Below are 19,579 nucleotides of genomic sequence, written 5' to 3' on the forward strand. Positions count from 1 at the left end.
ATACACGTCACGAAGGAGGCGTCTGATGGTTATTCATTTCAATGTAGATGGACATCTGGCCTGTGGTCACAAGGGCCAACACCTCACGGCGAGCCGCGAACTCAATCGCGTCAAGTGCCGCAGCTGCCGCAATACCGATGCGTATAAACAAGCCCGCAAGGATCAACGTAATGCGGCACGCCGAGCGTCGCGCCAGACCAACACCAGCCACAGCCTGGTGAACTGGCGTACCGAGTGGCAGGAACGTCTCACGGCAATGGGCGGCCGCCAGCGTTTACCGCGCGGCTTTGCTCAACAACGCTTCGTTTGACGCATAAGATGACTGAACTGTTCTGGCAGCAAGGTGCGCAGATAGACAGGCAACACATCCACTGCGCGCACTCGCCGCAACTGACGTTATCGATGGTGGATGCACGGTTGTTTGATACGTTGGAACGCCTGGTCTGAAGGCGCCCGCCTGCTCGCCTTCAGCCAGATTCAAGTCCTGTTCCGGGACTGTTCAGAGCGCCTGCTCTCCCTGCTTCATGTTATCCAGCAGAAAACGGGCTGCCCGAATGCCGCTATACCAGGCGCCATGCGCTGTGCCGTGGGGGTCGGGCCATAGAGCTTCCCCGGCAAATACCAGCCGCTGATGCAGGCAAGTGCTGTAAAGCAGTTCACGCGAACCGGCACCTCCCACATTCATGTAGGAGTAAGCGCCTTGGGAATACCTGTCGGCACTCCAGTTGCTGGTGAGTGCAGTGCCATTCAGATCCCTGTTGATTGCAGCCTGCCAATCATCACCCAACGCAGCCTGCAACACGAGCTTCGCCTCGGCTGCTGCGATGTCGACGCTTTCGGAATCGAGCTCCCTTGCACGTTTTCCGCCACAGAAAAACACCAGCATGCGCTTGGCGCTGCGATAGAGGATCTTCCACGGGATGTCGTTGTGCAGGGTGATCAGGCTGATGTCGTGCACCGCTGGGGTGGGCTCGGGATCGAGTTCCGCTTCTGGCTCTGGCTGCCGGGCTTCCGTCACGAGCAATCCCAATCGTTCCTTGAATTGGGTAACTTCATGCTGGTGAATCGTCATCATGTCCACCGGTGCTATCCCGTTCTGCGCCAGCTCGTCGAGATGTTGAGCCAGTGAACCTTCATTCAATCTGAAAATTATTTTCTTGTAGTGCCCCAAGGGCAAGGCAGTGAAAGCGTTCCGTACTTCGAGCTCCAGCGGTGGCTCAAAAGCGAGCATCGGCTCGGTATGGTCGGGCACCCCGGCAATGATCGGCGTCGGCACGGCGATGACAGACGCCAAGGCAAGTATCTGTTTTGTTTCTTCTCCAGCGGTGACTTCAAGTATCAAACAGGTCGGACGCCCCTCGCCGCTAACGCTGGTGATACGGCTGACTTGGTGGTTCAGGTGGACTTTGAATTTTTCGCGATTGCGAGTTTCCAGCGACGAGGCAAATCTTCTGATCCTTTCTCCATACCCCTCTTCCGGCAGGTAGTTAGTCTCTTGAATATCGTCATTCTCCTCAACTATCTCCTCATCCGTCGGCGGCACGAGCACTAACGCTTCGCCGATCACCGCTTGATTGCCTACCGCTTCGTCCGGTTCGGCGTGGGTAAACCGGAACGCCTCGATCGACTCTTCCAGTTCACACTCCTTACCCAGTGCCAGCAATATTTGCGGGGATGCCTTCGCCCGAACGCAGCGCGCTTCCAAACGATCGGCTCTGCTCAAGCCAAGAGTCCTTATGATTTCCCCACGCATTTGACGACTGCGATTTTCGATATTTCTGAATTCATTTTTTATCCAGGCCATTCGCAGCAGTGGTAAAAACTGTTGATCCTCTTTCCAATTGTCAGTGGAGAAATAAATTTCTCTCGCCGCTCTGAGCGCATCAGGATCGTTGACCATACGGTCGAATCTGGGGTGTTTTTTCTGGTGGGATTTTGCGTGTTCACCGTCATAGGCCGCTTCACACAACAACTCAGGATTCTCCGGGATAACCCAATCGCGCAATTTTTCAACCAGTACTTTCAGCTCTGTAAGCTGAAGGGCATTGGCATTGATTTGTGCGTTGATCTTGTCCTCTGACTCCAATTGCCCCTCGATAACATCATCGGGAGCGTCATCCAGAGCTGTTTGTACCGATGTGTCGTTGTTACTCGCGCCTAACGCATACTCAACAAGTATTTCACTACAGGCCACACCCACTACAGCGCCTGCCATGAGACTCAAAGACGTCTGGTCGTGCTCGATATTGGTCTCGCCGAGGTTCAGCAATGGATTGCTGTTGGCGTTGTGCAGCCATTGGCAGCCAAGGTCAATAGGTTCTTCCGAGTCAGGAAAGGTGACCGTGTGCGCGCGACCACCGGGACGGTTGCGGGCTTCCAACAGATGTACCAACGTGTTGCGGTCCTCCAGCAAGGTGTTGGCCGCACTGAGACCGGCAGCTCCGGCCCCGATGATCACCACTGGTGCCAAGTCGAAGTACAGCCGTCGCGGCTGGACCGTCCCGATCTGGATATCCGCCATGTAGGGCCCGCCCTCTACTGTCAGGGTGCCAACGGGCAACAAGACTCTGTCGTCTTCGCGCAGATCAATCCCCGTCAACACGCCGTCCCATGCTAACGAACCCTCGGCGCAAGTAATGATACGGCGCAGAACAGGACGGCTGCTGCCGCGCCGGTAAATGTGCAGATGCGCTTGAGCTTCAGGACCCCAGCCGTTGATTTTCCAGCGAAAGTTGAGCGTGGGCTTGACTACCGCGCGCAACAGGTAACGTCCGGGATCGGCGGGGTTCAATTCAACATGCTCCGCCACATGGCCCGAGTGCACTTTACCGACCAAGCCAAATTCAACTATTTCAAACGGGTCAAGTGCACATTTGGCGACAGATACTGGAAGGCCGGAATAGTCCGGAATCCAATCCGAATAGTTGATCTTCAGCATGGCTGACTCCCTGTCGCTATGGAAAACGTTCGGGCTGAGAGTTCTTGCTGCACCTTGTCTATCGGCAATTGCAGAACGTTGTAAATACGCAGACTGGGGGCCATCGTCAAATCCCCCAACAACTCGAACACGCAGGGAGCTTCATCGAAGTGCGCAGAGAACCTTCTGGTCGCAGAGAAGAACTCCAGCACATCAATACTTTGGCTGAAGCCATAGCACCGCGCTTTTTCTACAACGACAGACAACACCCGCGCCAATTGCTCGTCGTTGATTTGACTGCAAAGACCAGGGTCATCCCTGCGCAGCCGTTCCGCCAGGCTTCGGGTGTAAGCAGAATCCTGCCCACGCAAAAGTGCCGCCATTTGCGCATCGCGAATGATCAGCATGGTTAATTCCCCCGATACAGAAACCAGAAATTGAAAGGCAACTGCGGGGCATAGATCAGGATTGCGCGAGAAGGGGGCATAAAACGTCCTTCCATGGAGAACGACAAACGCAGCGGTGCCGGTTGCACAGGTGCAACGACAGTGACTTGCGAGAACCCTAGGCAATGGCTGTTACTTCGTCAATGCTTCAGGTTCAGACTTATCACCTCAAAGGTGCACCGCGATACGCAGACTGTCCGCGTATCGTCGATACCGAAATCGTCACGCGCCGTAACACATCCGGCGCTTACACAGGAATCCTTCGCGCCAGAACGCGTCGGGATCAACCTGCAAGGGAAACGCCACCAACACCGTCGACGGCGCAGAAAAACTGCTCAACCCGGCGCCGGCCAAGATCAACGCAAGCCCCAGCGCCGTAGCGCCAAACCATGCGGTCAACCCTGCCGGATTGAACGTTGCCACCTCCTCAAGCGTTGCAACATCGTTGCGTCCGTAGAGAATCTGCGCTAAAGCCACACCAACCCAAGCGACGACGAAAATCCCCTGATAGGCCAGCGCCCTGATCAGGCAGGAATAAAAAATCCTGCGTTGACTTGGGATAACTGAAAACAAAAAGCCCCGAGAGAATCAGGGCTTCTAGCATCTTGATATTAAACAATGTTCGAGCTGGCCCGGTTTTACTTAGGCATCCAAGAATCTCTACTGCGTTATTTCTTTTTCTCCAGCTCACGCTGTTTAGCTTGCAACTCAAGCATACGATCCTCCTGTGCCTTCAGTCGTGCATCCATAGCTTTTTGTTGGTCATCAAATGTTTTTTGCTGCGCTGCTGAGTTCTGCGCTTTCATATAGCCCTCAACGGATGAAGGAAAACTACAACTGGTCGATGCTCTAGCAGCTGCGTCGGAGCGCTCTTGAAACGGCTTGTTAACGTCCAAAGCTAATCTCATGTCATCGCGAACTGCAGCCCCAACTGCTAATAATCCCTCAACTGATGATGCAGGGCCGATGCCAAAATTATTTGCATTGTTGACCGCCGCAACCGATGCGCCGCCGAACCCACTAAAACCTGCAATCCAAGGAGCATTGGCAGCGGCGTTTGCCGCAGTTAGCGCCGGTGCAATAACGGCCCCGGAGATAATCCCTGCTAGTGTCCATCTCCAAGCACTCTTCGCCTTCCTTTCAGCTTCTGCGGATTTCACACCAAAAAAATCGTAACAGCTTTGAAGGCCTTCCTTGATCATCTCATTCTGTCGTTCCAGGCTGATTTGATCTGCGTGTTCAACGTTCCCTGTAAACCTCATGAGATCCGGGCTGGAACAGGCTGTAAGTACAGTGCACAAGCACAAAATCGCGATCCTATTCATGTGACTCTCCCTTTCGGCGAAGCGCCGATCATGTAGGGATAGCTGATAGCCACTACTATGCAAAAAAAACCTGCATATTGACCGGAGGTCTGGAAACAGAATCAGCAAATGTAAATTGATCGTGATGGATAACGGCCCACCAAGGATCAGCAGCATGTTGCGAGAGAGGTTTGACGCGGCGCGCGAGGCTGCACGAGTAGAGAAAAAACGTTTGTAAGATCTTCGTGGCTGGGCCGGCGCTGACAAAAGCAGAAACAAGCGGCGACATCATGCAGGCCAAGTACCAGCTCAGGGACTTCCGCAGTAATGAGCGAGAATTACATCTGGAAAGGATCGGCACAAAAATCAGCCCGACCAATTAGGTCGCGGAGCAGACTCAAAAATTGCGGAAAACAAATAATAAGGGCCTGCATGAGAAACCTCACGCAAGCCCTTGATATTCATGGTGCCCGAAGCCGGAATCGAACCGGCACGCCCTTACGAGCGGGGGATTTTAAGTCCCGAGTGAAAATCAATCAGGCCGCACCTTGCGATAGGTTTTCTGGTCCGCAATCAACCTTGAAAGGCTGCCATACAGCCCAATGTTTCCGCATTCCGTAAAACGATTGCGGCCCGAATAAAAGCTCTTAAATCCGCGTAGAATTTCTTATCTAATCGGCTACTGTAAACTCGTAGTATGCCGATTCTGCATGATTCAGCGGTTTGCCCTCCTCCGGCGTTCTGCCGACAATGAATCCCCCTGCTACTCTGGTTTCTTCCACGGAGGAAACCAAAATGCCGAACTCAGATCTGCTCCCTTCCCTGCTCTTCAAGATCAACGAAAATCAGCTTGCCCTCGAAGCCGCCATCATGGAGCTATCGAACTGGGTCGAGCAGCGCGGATCGGCCGACGTCGCCGAGAACGTCCGCGGCGCCCTCTGGGCAATCGACAAAAATGAGGAGTTCATCAAGATGACGCTTGCGGTTTTGATGACGCCCGACTGACCGCTATCGGCCAAAAGCAGCCGCTCCTGGGGCAGCTTTTATGACCCCAGAGTGTGATATCGCCCCACCTTTATACTCAGCCAGAATGGCTCTGAAGCAGAATTGGCGTTAGCATTCTGTCCACTCGGCTTAAACAGCCTGTTTTTTCAGATCAGGGTCGCATTGTGGAAAAGCTAAAACGCCTCGAAAGTGGAATCGAAGGGCTCGACGCTCTGCTCAAGGGCGGACTGGTCGCAGGCTCTTCATACATAATACAAGGGCGCCCAGGGTCTGGAAAAACGATTCTGGCTAACCAGCTTGGGTTTCATCATGCGAGCAATGGAGGCCGTGTTCTGGTCGCCACGCTGCTGGCCGAATCGCACGACCGTCTCTTTCAGTTCCTTTCTACACTGAGCTTTTTCGACTCTTCCAAGGTTGGCGCCGAAATTCAGTTTGTCAGCGCGTTTGACACTCTGGAAAACGAAGGACTGGACGAGGTAGTAAAGCTGCTTCGACGCGAAATAAGCCGTCAGAAAGCCACAGTGATGGTGGTAGACGGCCTGCTCAATGCGCGTTCAAAAGCCGAATCGCACATCGATACCAAGAAATTCATTTCTGAACTGCAAGGGCACGCCGCTTTTGCTGGTTGCACGGTGCTGTTCCTTACCAGCTCCCGCCTCGACGACGGCAGTCCTGAGCACACCATGGTTGATGGCGTCATAGAGATGGGCGAAGAGTTATATGGCACTCGCTCAGTGCGTCGAATTCAGCTACGTAAAACTCGTGGCAGCGGCGCCATGACCGGTCTTCACGAGTGTGAAATTACCGATAATGGCTTGGTGGTTTATCCGCGACTCGAAAGTCTCTACAGCCACCCGTCTTCTCCCGATAGCGCCGATATGACACGCATCGCCAGTGGCATTGAATCACTGGACGGTATATTAGGCGGAGGCCTGCACAGTTCCAGTGTATCTCTGGTCATAGGCCCCTCTGGGATTGGTAAAACGACGCTTGGCCTTAAGTTCCTGGCCGAGTCGACTGTGGAAGCGCCGGGCCTACATTTCGGCTTCTACGAGAGTCCACAACGGTTGCGACTCAAAGGTCTATCACTGGGTATCGATATCAAGGGTATGGAAGATAGTGGCGCGTTGAACATTGCCTGGCAGCCCACCACAGAGGGGCTTCTGGATGGGCTGGGTGCACGGCTGTTGAGTATCGTTGAAGAAAAGGGCATCAAGCGTTTGTTTATCGATAGCCTAAGCGGTATGACGCGAGTCACGACGAATCCAGCGCGGATTACTGACTTCTTCAGTGCTCTGATGAACGAACTGCGATCCAGGGGGGTGACGGTATTCGCATCCTGGGAAATGCGCGATCTATTCGGCTCGGAGGTCAGCGCACCGAACTCTGACCTGTCCAGCATCGTCGACAACCTGATGCTGATGCGATTCTATGAGAATCACTCTGAACTAAGCAGGACGCTTTCCATTCTTAAAGTACGAGACAGCTCTTACGACCCTTCGCGATTCGAGGTCGTCATTCGTGATCAAGACGTTTTTCTGAAAAAGGCTTCGAGACATGAACCTTCAGTCCACGCTGAGACATCGTCCGGTTCAAAATCTTAAGCCTTTGCGCGGGTTGAATTAACATGACCACCATTCTGGTCGTCGACGACGAGTATTTGATCGCTGACATTCTCAGCTTTGCGCTGGAGGATGAGGGGTTCATGGTGGTGACGGCCAGTAACGGTCAAAAGGGCCTCGAAGTGCTGGATAGAGAGCGGCCAGCCTTGATCATTACTGACTTTATGATGCCGGTGATGGACGGCTTGGAATTCGCAACAGCCGTCCGAGCCCTTCCATCCGTCAAGCATTTGCCGATCATCCTGATGAGCGGTGCTCAAGCACACATTGGTATGGAGAGATCGGATCTTTTTGATGCGGTTTTGGCAAAGCCGTTCAATATAGACTTGATCATTGCCGAAGTTAAAAAGCTCTTGGTCTAAGGCCAGCGCCGAACTCACTAGGTGATTAGTGTGCGCTGGCCATGGTGAAGTCCCCCGATTGCAATTGATGACGCCAGCTCTGCTGACGAGGTTGCCGGCGCCTTCTCCGGCCGAGGGCTGTAACCGCCCACACCGATTTTTGAGAAAGGATACTTAGGGAGTTAAAACCTAAGGAAAAGGTATGGCAAAGACGCATTCACATCTTACGAAGCGGGGGATCGGCTTGAAGTGAACTTGCCACCGCTGTCACCAGCTCGTCCATCGACCACGGCTTTTCCAAGTACGTTGTAGAGGGCGGTACGATGGTAGGATCCAATGAGTATCCCGAGGTAAGAATCGTGGCAGTGTTAGGCCATCTCGCCTTCACCACCGCGATAAAATCCGAACCTTTGAGCTTGCCGGGCAAACCGTGATCTGCGATCACCAGTGGGTACGTGCGCGGCGTGCTGAGCATATGAATTAAAGCACCATCAGCGTTACCAAAGCTCTGCGAGCGCAAACCTATTTCGGACAAAATATCTATCATCAGGCCGCGAAGTATAGAGTCGTCCTCAACGACGATTACCGGCTCAGCCAGATGCCAAGATTTTTCGTAATCCTCATTCATGACATCGTTCCTGACTCGACCAATTCTGCTACAGATTGATGTGTGGAGCTTATTATAAGCCTCACTGAAGATTAGGTATTGTTGAGGTGAAATAAGTCCAAAGTCCGCTATTGGCCGGTAGCGGGCGCTTCCAAACTTCCGCTCATGGCCGAAAGCAGCCGCACCGCTACAGTTCGTCGCCTCACCCTCGCCCACCTTTCTCGCCTAGATTACTGTACGCGCATACAGTATTTGTACAGCGAACCCCGCAGCATGAATTTCGACCAGGCAAAAACCCTACGGCTCCAGCGATGGCGCGCGACTCTCGACGATCAGGACTTCCGTATGCAAAACCCAGAGGGGCATCGGGAAACCCTCCACGAGATGGCAGCTACGCTTCGCGATGAGGGCCTGATCGACCAGCTTGAGCAATTCGATATGAACGAAATGGCAAACGCCGCGTACTGGCACGCCGTCGAGGAGCTGCAGAACTCGCCCGGGCACTACCGCGGCGCCTCTACCTATGATGTCGTTCAGATCGACAACGGGAATCTGCTGGGCACCATCAGCCGGTCAATCTTCAACTTCGAAAGCGATGAACCGCGCGGCGCTTCCTTCGCCTACGACGGCAAGGTCTATTCTGATGCTGATGGTATGCGGCTGACTCTGAATCTTTCTCGGAAAATTGGGCGGATTTCAGGCTTGGTGCTGGAAATGAATGGCCGCCGATATCAGTTGGTAGAGACCGAACGAATGATCGCTGGCGTAACGCACCGACCACTATCCGATGCCGATGCTTACCGGGCGCTTATAGATGCAGCACAGGTCGCACAGGAGGAGCGGAATCTACGCGCTTTTGAAAAAGTGCGACCTCACATTGAATCGGCAGCTTTCTGTATTTGCCCGGATTGTCTCGACAACTTTAGTGCGCGGGATGACTGCTCGACCTGCGCCGGAAAGGGTTTTGTGACAAAGCTAGCTCCTGCAGGTCCACGCTGAAGGAGCCGTGCTAGGAATTGGCGGCCTGACCAATAAAGCATTGATTAACTACGTGCCAACGTTTTCAGGCGCTCCACCAGTGCGGCTTCGAAAATGATGTACAGCCTTTCAGCATCGCCGGAGCGCAAAGCCCCGCCGGTTTCCAGTCCAAGCACGAAGCCATCGGCCCGCGCCCCCGCCTTCACAGCGATAATCATTGAATCTGCCCGGACAATCTGCGCAAGCAGCCGATCCGCTTCTTTCTGCATCCTCTCGCTCAGCACCACGCCTTCCACGTCAGCCACCTATTACCTTCACTACGACATCCAATACATGACAGAAAGAACAACTGAAACCCAGATAATCGTCATCACAATTGAGTAGCCAGCCAGTTGCTTTTCCATGTCTACCAATCATCCAGTTCGAATCTAAATGATGGTTCACGGCTGGTGACCTCGCAAGAATGGCGCGGCGCCATCACTGCTGCAGATTCTTCACATATGCCTGGCACGCTTGAAGCGCAATCAGTCCGCGGTCGCCGTTGTCGGTGATGGCGATAATTCGTTGAGCATGCGCCGGGTCAAGTCGGGCGCGTACGGCTGCATGATCCACGCCGCCGGCGCCGGCGGTGCCTGGCACGTTGCAGCCTTTCGCAACGTCGGCTGCGTCAAGGAGGACTGACAGGCGGACATCAGCAGTGGCAAGGCGATCGCGCAGGCGAGCCTGGTCATTTTGCGCATTGGTCATTTTCTCGAAGTGGGTTTGTTCGCTGGCCGCCAGCCGCTGCTCGAGCGCTAGGCGCTTGTCCTGCTCGGACTGCTGAACGGTGGCGGCGGCCTGCGTCAGTTGATTGAGGGTTTCGGCGTGCAGTCGCGCCTGCTCCGCCAGTTGCTCCCCGTAGCGCCAGTCCTGAAACTGCCAGGCACTGCCGGCGCCGATCAGCACCAGTGCCATCGCGCCCACCGCTTTCCACGGAACGACCATCACGGCACATCCTTGAAGAAAACGTGGCCGCCCAACTTGAGCGTCTGCTTGGCCTTCGCCGCCCAGGCCGGCGCCTTGATGCGGGTGGCGTAGTAATGCGTGGCGCCGCCGGTAGGATCCGGCACCTTGCCGTCGATCACCTGGTCAGCAGCGATTCGGCACTGCGCCAGCTCGCGGAACGGGATCTGTATCACGCCGATCAGGAACTGATAGTTTGGGTCGGTCTTGTTCCAGCAACTGAATTGGTACTTCGCCTGGCACACACCGGCATAGCCCTCTCCCCACCACGACTTCTCTTTACCGTCGAACACACGATTGCGAATCGTCCAGGCCACGGCGATCTGGCCGGCGGTTCCTTCGCCGCGGGCCTCGCCCCAAATCGTACGGGCGAGGATGTCTCGATCTTTCTCGGTTACTGGCATTTCTTTTCTCCAGGCAAAAAAATACCCGCTCAATGGCGGGTTTCGGTTGGCTTATGCGGCTGGGCGCCACGGTCTATTGGCTGGCTCGGGGAATCCCTCTGCACCTTCCTTCCAGTTCCTTACTCGGGTTCGGTACGCCAGCCATTGTTCACGCGTACCCGGGAGCGCCTCAGCCCCCTCTTCCAGCGCCATCAACTGGTCGTTGATCTCCAAAATCTCGGTAGCTCGCCATTCCTCCTCGATGCGAGATCCTTCGCGCAGCGCATCCGCAGCAGCACTCGCATCGGCCAGCCACTGAGGGATCTCTTCGGCGAATGTCTCCCCTTCCTGCAATTCCATGTTGGGGTTGATCGCTCTCCAGCCGGTAGCTGTAATTGCATAAGGCATATTCGTCACCTGTCGAAGTAGTAGCCAAGCGTGTAGATGTAGGCGAGGTTCGAAGAAGACGTCCAATAGGTAATGGTCCTATCGTCAGCGATACGGCAGGTTCCGTTCTGCACCGTGCCCGCTGAAACGAATACCTGCCACCCTACCGATGCCGCAGTACCAGCGTCGGATGGCGTGAATTGCGCGATACCGCCCGAGTTTGTCTGGAACGATCCCACCAGCGTATGCGCTGTTATCGGGCAGCTTGCTGAAGTACTTACACTGCCGATCCCTGTTACCCCATTGAGAATTCGGAATGGTGCTATGGATGGGTTGCCGAAGGTATAACTCATCGACGAATCGAGCGGATGGTGGTGAAATTTGTAGATGTTGTTCGCCGCTCCTACCAGCAGCGAGCCGATGTAACGGCGTGAGTTGTCCCCTGTTTTCTGGTGTGCTTGGTTGTAGTAGCGCAACGGCACGGTCGCGGCCTGCTCAATGTCACCAGCAGCGGTCAGGTAAACGTGAATGAAGCTGTTAGCCGCCCCCGATGGCGTGAAAGTGCCGCCGGCGTAACTGACAACCTTGTTGACCGAAGAAATGTACGCACTGCCAGCGCCTACGCTGATCGACGTGGCCGAGACCCAGCTGAGCGTCAAACCGTCGATATAACCGCGGCCTACGCCGAGTGCTGCGGCTGTACCGGCCGAAGCAGCGGCGCTGAGTGCTGAGTTTGCCGCAGCGTCCTTGTAACCAAGCGCAGCCTGTTCCGATTGCCCGGCATTGGTTGCGGACGTCCCGGCAGCATTCTTATAGTTAAGCGATGCCGCTTCGGACTGCGCCGCCGCGTTTGCCGAAAGACCCGCCGCATTTTTATAATCCAACGATGCAGTTTCGGATTGACCAGCAGCGGCTGCCGACTGAGCTGCCGTGTTTTTGGAAGAAAGCGCGGCCGCGGCCGACTCAGCCGCCGACTGCACGCTCTCCTCCATACCGTCCAGTGCGTCACCCACCTCGAGCGATGCCTGACGGAGCGCGTCGGCGGTGGCTTTCAAATAGCCCTGCATCGGTGCGAGGGCGTAGGTTCCGCCCGAGTCGGTCTGGCCTTTATACGGCGGCGAAATTGAAAGTGCGCTATCGCTCGCGATGTTGGTGACTTCATACAATCCATTGTCTGGACCGATCCAGGCATCACCAACACGGGAATTCGCGATGAAAGCCGTACCGACGCCGATCACCGCGTTGGAATTTCGGGTAACAGAAACCGTTCCTGATTTGTACCAGGTCATGGACTTTCCCTATGAGTGAGAAGTTAGGCGGCTTGTTTTGCGAATACGGCCGGCAGGAAAAAATTAAATGGATTGTTTGGGGCGACTGTTACTGCGTAGAGAGTTCCCGCTGAAAAATCCCAGGTGCAGTAGAGCTGCCTCGGAATGTTTCCGCCGGAAACCATTGTCATGCCAAAATTGTTGATCAGCATGAACTCGTTTTGAGGGAAACTGAAAGGCACCGAGTAGTAGTTGCGGTACATCCCCTGATCCGTCTGCTCCGACTTCACATAGCTCCAGTTTTGGAAGCTACGAGTAAACGTAGCGTTCGGCGTGCCTGAGTCGAACAGCATTTTGCCAGTGCCATCCCACAGCCGCATTCCGTACTGAGCTACTGCCTGCGCCGCAAAAGCCGCCACAAAATAGCGGCCATTTGGCTGAGCCGTGGCGGTGCTGTAGGCCCGAACATAAAAACCGACCCAGTTGCCCGCTGAGCCTATCAACCTCACGTTGCTCAACCCGGCGATTCCGGCGACTGTGTCAGGACGCACAAAGACAAGTGGCGGCTCCTGTGACGCTACCGGCCTTACAAAATAAGTCGTCGAGCCCATGCCGCCTTCTTCTGTCGGCGCATACCTGCCACTCGAGATAACCACCAACCTCGCAAACTCTGAATCGATGGTCACAACGTTGTTGTTGTTTCTGAATTGAAGACCGTAGGCCATCAGTCGAACCTCATGACGATAAGTCGCATCGTGCCTGTAGCGACATAACTCGCGGCGTAGCCTCTTGTGTGGCTATAAACCCTGGCCACGTTGTCGATTAGCTCTGTTTCAAACTGCTGTTGTTGGTCGGTGTAAGCGCCAATGGGAACAACAATTGCGCAACCGTTCGAGGGGCCTACACCGGGGACCGAAAAGTCCTGATTGGACTTTCCGGCGGCGAACGTAACCAGTGTCGAAAGAACCACGCGAATGGTGAAAGAGTTCTCATCGACCTGGAGCACGCCATCGGCGCCCCAGATCCTCATTCCATAAGCCATAGTTCACCCCAGATATCCAAGACGCACGCGCAGCATGTTATTGGCGTCGTAGACCGAGACGTTCAGCGAGTTGATGACCAGCCGACCCTGACCAGGCACGATGCCGTTGATCTCAAGCGTCCCGTCTTTATTGAGAATCCAGCCCTGCACGCCGGCGATGTAATTGTTCGAACTGATGAAGTTGCCGATCTTGGCATTGGTGATGCTGCCGTCCTGTAGGAAAGCTGACCGCATGAACACTTGGCCGCCCTGCACTGCAAACGGCACCGAGATCGCGCCGCCGGCAATCGTGTTGACGATCGCGAACCGATCAGCAGCCACCAGGAACTGGCTCTGGAAAACGCCGTCCACGTTCTCAATGCCCAAGCCGATGCCCGCCGCCACGTACTGACCATTGGCAGTTACCGACATCTTCACCGACCACATCGTCTTGAGGTTGCCGTCGAGATCGGCAAACGCTTCAGCCGTCTCCTGAATGGCTGACGTGTTGTCGCCGACCGTTGCGGTCAGCTGAGTGATTTTGGTGGCGGTGGCTTCTTCGTTTGTGGCGACCGTCTGTTCCAGCTCAGTCAAGTTGGCCGAGTTCTCGCCCACTTCCGCATCAAGCGTTGTGACCCGCTGCGTCAGTGCGCTGTTTTGGGTTGCCCTCACCTTCACTTCTTCGGCAAAGCTGGTCGTGGCATTCCAGCCGCGCAGAGCATCCTGCGCTTCACCCTCGCCATCTTCGTCGCGATAGGAAGCCCGCAGCGCCTGAAACGCTGTTGCCTGGGCAGTTACCACGCCGTCGAGCTCAGTGATATCCGACGTGTTCGTTGCGACCTGCTGAGCCAGGCCGTTTGCGGTTTGCACGGTCTGACCCACGTCGAGCCAGTAAGCAGGATTCGGCGGCGGCGTATCGATTGGCACTGGACCAATGGCTTGATAGATCCGCTTGCCGACGACCACAAGGTCGTACTCCTCATAGGTCGCTTCCGGGTCGTAACCTTTCAGCCCATCCAGCGCATCGATCTGCTCTTGCAGGCCCGGAATCTTGTCGATCTCGTCGAGGATGTCTTGCCCCAACTCGGTACGGCCGATCTCGCCTGCGATCATTTCCAGAATCGCGGCAGCGTCAGAGCTGGATTGCCCCTGCACGCCGATGCCGATCGGATACCACGGGCCGATGTTGCCGATCTTGTCGACGATCCGGCCCCAGAAGTAGAACGTCACGCCAGCCCGCAGGCCGAGCATGGAGAAGTCGCTCTGCGGGTAAGCCAGGTCGGTCAGTTTGGTAGCCATGTCGAGCTGGGTGGTTTGGCTGTACCAGATTTCAGTCCTTTGGCTATCCTCCGCGCCAGCCGGGAAACCCCACTTCAGGTAGATGCCGAATAGCAGTGGCGTGGCATTCAGGTAGCTGAGCGCCGGCGGCAGTCCCTGCTTGCCTTTGAGATTGGTCAGGATCGAATTGCGCCAGATCGACGTGATATCGAACGCACTCACCGCTCGTACCCGGGCCACGTAGGCGCCCGCGTAAATCCCAACTACATCGACGTTGGTCATGCCGGTGCGCTGCAGCTTGATCCAGTTGCCGCTGTCTTTGCGCCACTCGATGTCGTAGCCGACGGCGCCAGGCACGGCAGGCCAACTGATGGTCATGGTGGCCACAGCCAACCCTTGGACAACCGCCGAAGTGGATACCAGCGTTACGCTCGCCGGCGCCGGCACTACAGTGATCGGGATCACGCTGATTGGGCGCTCTTCAAGCCTAGCGCCGGTGTCGATGTAGGCGAACTTGCTTGGCTCGTATTGCAGCGCACTGATTTCGAAGTCGCCTTCGGTGGTGCGCTTGGTGCGCAGCACGCGGTACAGCGGAATCGCCAAATCGTCGGCATCGAGCGCCCATTGCAACTGCGCGATCGGTGGTTCACTGTAGTTCGTGGTAACGGTCACGTCGCGCCCGATAACCTTCTGCACGGTGCGACCTTCTGCGCGGCCGCCCGGCAGGTTGATGATCAACCGATCACCGACCTTGGCCTGGGTGTCACGGTCGAGCGTCACCACGCGGCCAGACGCGGCCGAGATGCGCCCCCCTACCTCCCGCCCCGCCAGCAGGGAATCAGCCACCGGAATGATGTGTCCTGGCAGAGGGATTACGCCTTCCATGCCGGTCTTGAACGACACGGTGCGATCTTGGTTGTTGCTCAAGATCGCCCACTTACCGCGCCGCTGCGCCTCAGATGCGCGTGTGCAGCCAATGGCGCTCAGCTCGGTCGGGCGATCACCGTAACGGCGTTGCAGTTCGAGGTCGGCGAACGGAATGACGTCGGTGTCGTAGTTGTTCGCCGGGTTGTCGTAGCTGACCAGCGCCCGGGTGTACCGCGTTTTTGCCGAAGCGCTGCCGTAGGAGAACTTGCCGTCGATGACGTTGGCCCGAGTGAAGACGTAGTCGAAGTCTTGCGCGCGCGGCATGTCGGCTTGCATCACCAACTGGCCCTGAGCCCAGTAGGTCATGCCACGGTAGATGCCAGCGATATCGCGCAGCAGCGACCAGGCATCGGCCTTGCCTTGCAGGTTCATATCACACAAGAAACGCGGCTCGACGCCATTCAATCCATTCGGCACCAGTTGATCGCAGTACTGCGCGATCCGGTAAAGCTCCCACTTGTCGACCATGAAAGGCTTGATACGCTTGCCCAGGCCGAACCGGTCTTCGGTGCACACGCCGTAGGTGATCCACGCCGGGTTATTGGTCCAGGCCGATTTCATCGAACCATCCCACGTCCCGGTGTAAGTGCGCTGGATCGGGTCGTAGTTGCTCGGCACCATCCAGCGGCGCGCTTTGCACTTCACGGTCACGGCCGGAATGTTGGTGAACTGCTCGGCGTCGAATTCGATGTAGAGCAGTGCGGTATTCGGGTAGCGTAGCTTGGCGTCGATGACTTCTGTGTAGCCGGCTACCAGCATGGTGTCTGCGATCTTGTTGCTGTTCTGGTTTGGCGTCAGGCGGCGCACGCGGATCTGCCAGCCGGTTGTGGCGTCCGGCAGATCGATGCGGCGAGAGCGCTCATAGCGCGTGGTGGTCTTACCATCAACGGCGTCCACCAGCACCTGCTGATAGGCGCCCCCATCAGTGGCCACGTCGATGGCGTATTCGATGCGATAGCCACCGACGTTGCCTTCATCGTCGGCACGCTGCAGGGCCGGCCACGCCAGGCGCATGCGCACGGCCGAAAGCTGGGTGTTGGTGATGGAGCGCACCCACGCCGCATCGCTGCGCAGTTCGACGTTCAACGAGGTTTCATTCTCGACCGAAGGAATGCCGGGAATGTAGCTCTGATTCACCGAGCCCGACCGCCAGTCCCACTTCACGCCCGGAAAGTTGTAGTTGCCGCTGGCATCGCGGATCGGCGTATTGTCGAGATAGATGTCGTACTCGGTCGGTACCGCGTCGAACTCGCCCTCGCCCACGGCGATCAGCAGCTTTGCCAAGTTGGTCGAGCGCAGGCTATCGCTTGCTTCTACTGGCGACTTCGACTTACTGCTGCCGCCCTTCTCGCCGTGGATCTCGATCTGTGCTGCTGCGCCCATGCTTTCCTCCAGGCATAAAAAAACCGCCTCGCGGGCGGTTGGGTCACAAGCCATGAAGGCTCGCGTAGAGTTTCATCGCATAAATAGCAATGAGGATTAAATTCCGAGTAAATGCGCGAACCAGTGGAAACCATTTTTTCATCAGCAAAGCCCTCATCTGTGGCAGAAGACCAATCCTTCTCCCGTGTATGTGAGGGTTTTTGCTTTTAAGACTTATCTTCTGCCAGGATCGAGGCCGAGATGATCATTCCGCCCCACCGGCGCTCACCGATGCAGATCGGCACCGGGTTTCCGCTGGCGGTAGTGTTCTTGGCGCTGCCGAAGGCGTAGGACGGGGAGTTTTCGGGGGAGGCGCTTTGCTTCAGTCCTGATGCCTGTGGGCTGAGCATCTGAATAACACCACCAGCCGCCAGCCCGACGCCCAATTGCACGGCCCAAGGCTGCCCAAAGTACGATCCGGCCACGACCAGAACCGCACCAATGATGGTTTGAAGCAGGCCCGCTCGCTTGCTTCCGGAAATGACGGGGACAATGCGAATCTCCTGAGCTCCACCAAGGCCAAAATCTTTTTCAGCCACGTTTTTCCGGTTTCTGAAAATCGCGAAACACATCCCTCTGCGCTCAAGATCTTTAATGGCGCCTTCGAATCCTTTGATCGTGCACTTCAGTGCCTTGAATGCCTCGCCAACGGACTTGCTGCCAAGTTCGCGGTGGTGAACGCGACCAAACAGCTTGATAAGCGGGCCTGAAAGAAGAATGGTTGTCATGACTGGGTTGTTACTTGTCGTCGCTGCCACAGCTTTCTCCGGTCATAAAAAAACCGCCCTTGGGCGGCTTTGTCATTGCATGGTGGGTGATAGGTCCATGCTCATTGATGAGTCGATGGATATCCTGAATTTCTTGGTGGCACCAGCCTTTATGTTGGCTTCCCGCTCTTTCAAGCCGCTGCCGCATGCTGACGCGCCGATGATGTGCTCGCCGGCGGCAACGTAGAACTTTGCGGTTTCACCAGAACCAACCTCGGCAGCTTTTCGCCCGTCAATGCTCACGAAGGTATTGCAGCCGCCACCAACAAAGCCGGAATCACGGGTAACGATCAAAACAGCGCCATCGGTACCCGGCTTCTGATATGCGAACAGACGCGAGCTCGGCACAGGGTCAGCCTTTCCGGACGGCACCGGTGAAGTCGCACACCCAGCCAACAGCGCTACCGCCAACGCTCCTAAGATCAGTTTCATGCAGGTCACTCCTGTGGAAATGCGGGCAATGTAGCAGTACGTCGATTGTTCTAAAACCAGCAGCGTGGCATATGCTACTTTTTTCGAAGTCACATTCTTATGATGGAAGACGCCATATGCCAGAGCAAAACCCGGATGTAGATCTCCAAAAATTCGTCCGAATGATTGGCCTTAATACAGCTGCACCGGGCCGTTACAGCACCCTTCTCGCCCTGCAATTACTCGGTGGAGCGTTATCTGGCCACCAGAATCCCGCAAAAATCATCAGAGAGATCGAGGAACTTGAAGCTGGTAAACCCAGCCGGCTAAAACCGCCTATTCAAAATCGTCACCCACCGCTGAAAGGTCTATGGCACAAGCACTATATGCAGGATGGTCTTGCCTCCATGGCCCAGAACATTCAGAAGGGGCTAACCCGGTTTAAAAGCCCCCTATTCAAGCAGATGATTCGGGACGCAGAGGATGCTGGCGAAGAGCGATTCATCGAACCACACCACGTGCCTGCGCTGGTTGAAGACATTGTTAGCGGGAATTGGCAGAGGCTCGCAGAGCGGCAAGCTTTAAGCGGAGAATGGATTGTCTTCGCTCAGCATGAAGGCCAAAACTATTACCTTACGATAGCTACACATGACAGCGCTACGCATCAACATGTGCGCGAACAAATCGATCAAGTCTGTTGCATTGAATTTCCTTTCTTAACGAAACTTTTGACCGATGCGGAGAAACCGTGACTACTTGTCGTCAGATCGAGGTTGCCGTACCAGAACCTACCCTCACCTTCAAACACCTTGGACACACCAAGCGAGAAGACGGTTTGATTGGGCGCTACCACCTCGAAGTCACTGACGCCCGGAGTGGCAAAACCGCGACGATCTCCGTGGAGCCAAGGCATCTCGCTTCTGCAAAAAGCATGAAAAGAATTCTGCTGGATAGGTGCATGTTCTACAGAGCATCACGCGCAGAGCATGACCAGATGCTGCTTGAAATTCTTGATCCGCAGAATTTCGCACTCCATGATTAGCCCGGCCCAGCCGGGCTTTTTCTCGCCTGTACGAATCCCCAGTAACGCCCCGCCGATCTCCAATAGTAGCCTCTTGCCCTCACGCACGGATTCCCCCAGTCCTTTGCCTGCAAGCCCAAGGACTGGGATTGCGCCAATCTCGGCGCGTTTATGACCTGGAGGTCAATGTGTCAGAAGCAGACAATCAAGCAATTCAGGATCCTTTCAAGCTCGGCGTGCTTTCTGCGCTCGTTGTGATCGGTAAGGCTCTCAGAGCAAGTGATGCCGTAAACACTGAGGCCGTCATGGGCGATGCGCTGCGAACCATCTCGAAACTGCCGAGCGGAGATCGGCCGCCAGAAGAGCAAGACGAGAACACGCTCGCTTTGCGGTGGTTGGTCGCCGGCCTTCGTTAACGACCTCGCAGACAGCCCGCAAGACGCTGTCTGCGTCCATTTTTTTGGGGTCAATT

Annotated in this window: 23 protein-coding genes and 1 tRNA gene; 8 read left to right on the plus strand and 16 right to left on the minus strand. The window is 55.7% G+C overall.

The annotated features are described in order from the left end of the window. Nucleotides 1-25 precede the first annotated feature (25 nt). Nucleotides 26-310 (plus strand): hypothetical protein, encoded by a 285-nt coding sequence (locus ACIPIZ_RS02095; protein ID WP_401163653.1) that lies wholly within the window; start codon nucleotides 26-28, stop codon nucleotides 308-310. An 8-nt stretch (nucleotides 311-318) separates the two neighbouring features. Next, entirely contained in the window at nucleotides 319-447 is a 129-nt protein-coding gene (locus ACIPIZ_RS02100; protein ID WP_268949757.1) for a hypothetical protein, read from the plus strand. 52 nt (nucleotides 448-499) lie between these two features. Here the strand turns inward: ACIPIZ_RS02100 and ACIPIZ_RS02105 are convergent, their stop codons facing one another. The 5 genes from ACIPIZ_RS02105 to ACIPIZ_RS02125 all read right to left on the minus strand — a co-directional run bounded on the left by ACIPIZ_RS02105 (nucleotide 500) and on the right by ACIPIZ_RS02125 (nucleotide 5,209). Next, entirely contained in the window at nucleotides 500-2,938 is a 2,439-nt protein-coding gene (locus ACIPIZ_RS02105; protein WP_401163654.1) for an FAD-dependent oxidoreductase, read from the minus strand. Beyond that, nucleotides 2,932-3,324 carry a hypothetical protein gene (locus tag ACIPIZ_RS02110; RefSeq protein ID WP_122854929.1) on the minus strand — a complete coding sequence of 131 codons (393 nt, stop codon included), beginning with the start codon at nucleotides 3,322-3,324 and terminating at the stop codon, nucleotides 2,932-2,934. The genes ACIPIZ_RS02105 and ACIPIZ_RS02110 overlap by 7 nt, the downstream gene beginning before the upstream one ends. Before the next feature lie 261 nt (nucleotides 3,325-3,585). Beyond that, nucleotides 3,586-3,936, minus strand: coding sequence for a hypothetical protein (locus tag ACIPIZ_RS02115; protein ID WP_241091083.1), 351 nt, complete (start codon nucleotides 3,934-3,936; stop codon nucleotides 3,586-3,588). A 95-nt stretch (nucleotides 3,937-4,031) separates the two neighbouring features. Next, nucleotides 4,032-4,688 (minus strand): hypothetical protein, encoded by a 657-nt coding sequence (locus ACIPIZ_RS02120; RefSeq protein WP_122854930.1) that lies wholly within the window; start codon nucleotides 4,686-4,688, stop codon nucleotides 4,032-4,034. 443 nt (nucleotides 4,689-5,131) lie between these two features. Next, nucleotides 5,132-5,209, minus strand: a tRNA-OTHER gene (locus ACIPIZ_RS02125). A 253-nt stretch (nucleotides 5,210-5,462) separates the two neighbouring features. Here ACIPIZ_RS02125 and ACIPIZ_RS02130 point away from each other — a divergent pair. From ACIPIZ_RS02130 to ACIPIZ_RS02140, 3 genes are all read left to right on the plus strand, one after another. Further along, nucleotides 5,463-5,672, plus strand: a complete 210-nt coding sequence (locus ACIPIZ_RS02130; RefSeq protein ID WP_016774031.1) for a hypothetical protein — start codon at nucleotides 5,463-5,465, stop codon at nucleotides 5,670-5,672. Nucleotides 5,673-5,833: 161 nt separating this feature from the next. Continuing rightward, complete coding sequence (locus tag ACIPIZ_RS02135) at nucleotides 5,834-7,276, plus strand: ATPase domain-containing protein (RefSeq protein WP_401164224.1); 1,443 nt, start codon at nucleotides 5,834-5,836, stop codon at nucleotides 7,274-7,276. 23 nt (nucleotides 7,277-7,299) lie between these two features. Beyond that, nucleotides 7,300-7,656, plus strand: coding sequence for a response regulator (locus ACIPIZ_RS02140; RefSeq protein ID WP_401163657.1), 357 nt, complete (start codon nucleotides 7,300-7,302; stop codon nucleotides 7,654-7,656). A gap of 196 nt (nucleotides 7,657-7,852) precedes the next feature. Here ACIPIZ_RS02140 and ACIPIZ_RS02145 read toward each other — a convergent pair whose 3' ends face one another. Further along, entirely contained in the window at nucleotides 7,853-8,263 is a 411-nt protein-coding gene (locus ACIPIZ_RS02145) for a response regulator (protein ID WP_401163659.1), read from the minus strand. Between the two features lie 252 nt (nucleotides 8,264-8,515). Between ACIPIZ_RS02145 and ACIPIZ_RS02150 the strand changes: the two genes are divergently transcribed. Then, nucleotides 8,516-9,241: a hypothetical protein gene (locus ACIPIZ_RS02150; RefSeq protein ID WP_401163661.1), complete on the plus strand. Its 726-nt coding sequence runs from the start codon at nucleotides 8,516-8,518 to the stop codon at nucleotides 9,239-9,241. A 44-nt stretch (nucleotides 9,242-9,285) separates the two neighbouring features. Here the strand turns inward: ACIPIZ_RS02150 and ACIPIZ_RS02155 are convergent, their stop codons facing one another. The 10 genes from ACIPIZ_RS02155 to ACIPIZ_RS02200 form a co-directional block, all read right to left on the minus strand. Continuing rightward, nucleotides 9,286-9,516 carry a hypothetical protein gene (locus ACIPIZ_RS02155; RefSeq protein WP_401164225.1) on the minus strand — a complete coding sequence of 77 codons (231 nt, stop codon included), beginning with the start codon at nucleotides 9,514-9,516 and terminating at the stop codon, nucleotides 9,286-9,288. Between the two features lie 181 nt (nucleotides 9,517-9,697). Continuing rightward, the gene (locus ACIPIZ_RS02160) at nucleotides 9,698-10,204 is read right to left on the minus strand and encodes a lysis system i-spanin subunit Rz (RefSeq protein WP_401163664.1); all 507 of its coding nucleotides are present in this window, start codon (nucleotides 10,202-10,204) and stop codon (nucleotides 9,698-9,700) included. Then, on the minus strand, nucleotides 10,204-10,626 hold the full coding sequence (locus ACIPIZ_RS02165) for a cell wall hydrolase (RefSeq protein ID WP_401163666.1): 423 nt from the start codon (nucleotides 10,624-10,626) through the stop codon (nucleotides 10,204-10,206). The genes ACIPIZ_RS02160 and ACIPIZ_RS02165 overlap by 1 nt, the downstream gene beginning before the upstream one ends. 51 nt (nucleotides 10,627-10,677) lie before the next feature. Next, the gene (locus ACIPIZ_RS02170; RefSeq protein WP_401163667.1) at nucleotides 10,678-11,013 is read right to left on the minus strand and encodes a hypothetical protein; all 336 of its coding nucleotides are present in this window, start codon (nucleotides 11,011-11,013) and stop codon (nucleotides 10,678-10,680) included. A 5-nt stretch (nucleotides 11,014-11,018) separates the two neighbouring features. Then, complete coding sequence (locus tag ACIPIZ_RS02175) at nucleotides 11,019-12,281, minus strand: hypothetical protein (protein ID WP_401163668.1); 1,263 nt, start codon at nucleotides 12,279-12,281, stop codon at nucleotides 11,019-11,021. A gap of 23 nt (nucleotides 12,282-12,304) precedes the next feature. Beyond that, complete coding sequence (locus tag ACIPIZ_RS02180; RefSeq protein ID WP_401163671.1) at nucleotides 12,305-12,985, minus strand: hypothetical protein; 681 nt, start codon at nucleotides 12,983-12,985, stop codon at nucleotides 12,305-12,307. Further along, a complete protein-coding gene (locus ACIPIZ_RS02185; protein ID WP_401164227.1) occupies nucleotides 12,985-13,290 on the minus strand; it encodes a hypothetical protein in 306 nt (101 codons plus the stop codon). Before ACIPIZ_RS02185 ends, ACIPIZ_RS02180 begins: the two co-directional genes overlap by 1 nt. A 15-nt stretch (nucleotides 13,291-13,305) precedes the next feature. Continuing rightward, complete coding sequence (locus ACIPIZ_RS02190; RefSeq protein WP_401163674.1) at nucleotides 13,306-16,869, minus strand: phage tail protein; 3,564 nt, start codon at nucleotides 16,867-16,869, stop codon at nucleotides 13,306-13,308. A gap of 206 nt (nucleotides 16,870-17,075) precedes the next feature. Beyond that, nucleotides 17,076-17,636 (minus strand): tail assembly protein, encoded by a 561-nt coding sequence (locus ACIPIZ_RS02195; RefSeq protein ID WP_401163677.1) that lies wholly within the window; start codon nucleotides 17,634-17,636, stop codon nucleotides 17,076-17,078. A gap of 72 nt (nucleotides 17,637-17,708) precedes the next feature. Next, nucleotides 17,709-18,107, minus strand: a complete 399-nt coding sequence (locus tag ACIPIZ_RS02200; protein WP_401163679.1) for a hypothetical protein — start codon at nucleotides 18,105-18,107, stop codon at nucleotides 17,709-17,711. A 116-nt stretch (nucleotides 18,108-18,223) separates the two neighbouring features. Between ACIPIZ_RS02200 and ACIPIZ_RS02205 the strand changes: the two genes are divergently transcribed. Both ACIPIZ_RS02205 and ACIPIZ_RS02210 read left to right on the plus strand, forming a co-directional pair. Continuing rightward, the gene (locus ACIPIZ_RS02205; RefSeq protein ID WP_401163682.1) at nucleotides 18,224-18,838 is read left to right on the plus strand and encodes a hypothetical protein; all 615 of its coding nucleotides are present in this window, start codon (nucleotides 18,224-18,226) and stop codon (nucleotides 18,836-18,838) included. A gap of 457 nt (nucleotides 18,839-19,295) precedes the next feature. Further along, nucleotides 19,296-19,523: a hypothetical protein gene (locus ACIPIZ_RS02210; RefSeq protein ID WP_401163685.1), complete on the plus strand. Its 228-nt coding sequence runs from the start codon at nucleotides 19,296-19,298 to the stop codon at nucleotides 19,521-19,523. Nucleotides 19,524-19,579 lie beyond the last annotated feature (56 nt).

The organism is Pseudomonas sp. NPDC087690, from assembly GCF_044743175.1.
Taxonomy (GTDB): domain Bacteria; phylum Pseudomonadota; class Gammaproteobacteria; order Pseudomonadales; family Pseudomonadaceae; genus Aquipseudomonas.

Bases quoted from the DNA above. Each gene is read 5' to 3' on its own strand.
- ACIPIZ_RS02095 (WP_401163653.1), top strand. From the start codon at position 26: ATGGTTATTCATTTCAATGTAGATGGACATCTGGCCTGTGGTCACAAG.
- ACIPIZ_RS02100 (WP_268949757.1), top strand. From the start codon at position 319: ATGACTGAACTGTTCTGGCAGCAAGGTGCGCAGATAGACAGGCAACAC.
- ACIPIZ_RS02105 (WP_401163654.1), bottom strand. From the start codon at position 2,938: ATGCTGAAGATCAACTATTCGGATTGGATTCCGGACTATTCCGGCCTT.
- ACIPIZ_RS02110 (WP_122854929.1), bottom strand. From the start codon at position 3,324: ATGCTGATCATTCGCGATGCGCAAATGGCGGCACTTTTGCGTGGGCAG.
- ACIPIZ_RS02120 (WP_122854930.1), bottom strand. From the start codon at position 4,688: ATGAATAGGATCGCGATTTTGTGCTTGTGCACTGTACTTACAGCCTGT.
- ACIPIZ_RS02130 (WP_016774031.1), top strand. From the start codon at position 5,463: ATGCCGAACTCAGATCTGCTCCCTTCCCTGCTCTTCAAGATCAACGAA.
- ACIPIZ_RS02140 (WP_401163657.1), top strand. From the start codon at position 7,300: ATGACCACCATTCTGGTCGTCGACGACGAGTATTTGATCGCTGACATT.
- ACIPIZ_RS02145 (WP_401163659.1), bottom strand. From the start codon at position 8,263: ATGAATGAGGATTACGAAAAATCTTGGCATCTGGCTGAGCCGGTAATC.
- ACIPIZ_RS02150 (WP_401163661.1), top strand. From the start codon at position 8,516: ATGAATTTCGACCAGGCAAAAACCCTACGGCTCCAGCGATGGCGCGCG.
- ACIPIZ_RS02160 (WP_401163664.1), bottom strand. From the start codon at position 10,204: ATGGTCGTTCCGTGGAAAGCGGTGGGCGCGATGGCACTGGTGCTGATC.
- ACIPIZ_RS02165 (WP_401163666.1), bottom strand. From the start codon at position 10,626: ATGCCAGTAACCGAGAAAGATCGAGACATCCTCGCCCGTACGATTTGG.
- ACIPIZ_RS02170 (WP_401163667.1), bottom strand. From the start codon at position 11,013: ATGCCTTATGCAATTACAGCTACCGGCTGGAGAGCGATCAACCCCAAC.
- ACIPIZ_RS02175 (WP_401163668.1), bottom strand. From the start codon at position 12,281: ATGACCTGGTACAAATCAGGAACGGTTTCTGTTACCCGAAATTCCAAC.
- ACIPIZ_RS02180 (WP_401163671.1), bottom strand. From the start codon at position 12,985: ATGGCCTACGGTCTTCAATTCAGAAACAACAACAACGTTGTGACCATC.
- ACIPIZ_RS02185 (WP_401164227.1), bottom strand. From the start codon at position 13,290: ATGAGGATCTGGGGCGCCGATGGCGTGCTCCAGGTCGATGAGAACTCT.
- ACIPIZ_RS02190 (WP_401163674.1), bottom strand. From the start codon at position 16,869: ATGGGCGCAGCAGCACAGATCGAGATCCACGGCGAGAAGGGCGGCAGC.
- ACIPIZ_RS02195 (WP_401163677.1), bottom strand. From the start codon at position 17,636: ATGACAACCATTCTTCTTTCAGGCCCGCTTATCAAGCTGTTTGGTCGC.
- ACIPIZ_RS02200 (WP_401163679.1), bottom strand. From the start codon at position 18,107: ATGAAACTGATCTTAGGAGCGTTGGCGGTAGCGCTGTTGGCTGGGTGT.
- ACIPIZ_RS02205 (WP_401163682.1), top strand. From the start codon at position 18,224: ATGCCAGAGCAAAACCCGGATGTAGATCTCCAAAAATTCGTCCGAATG.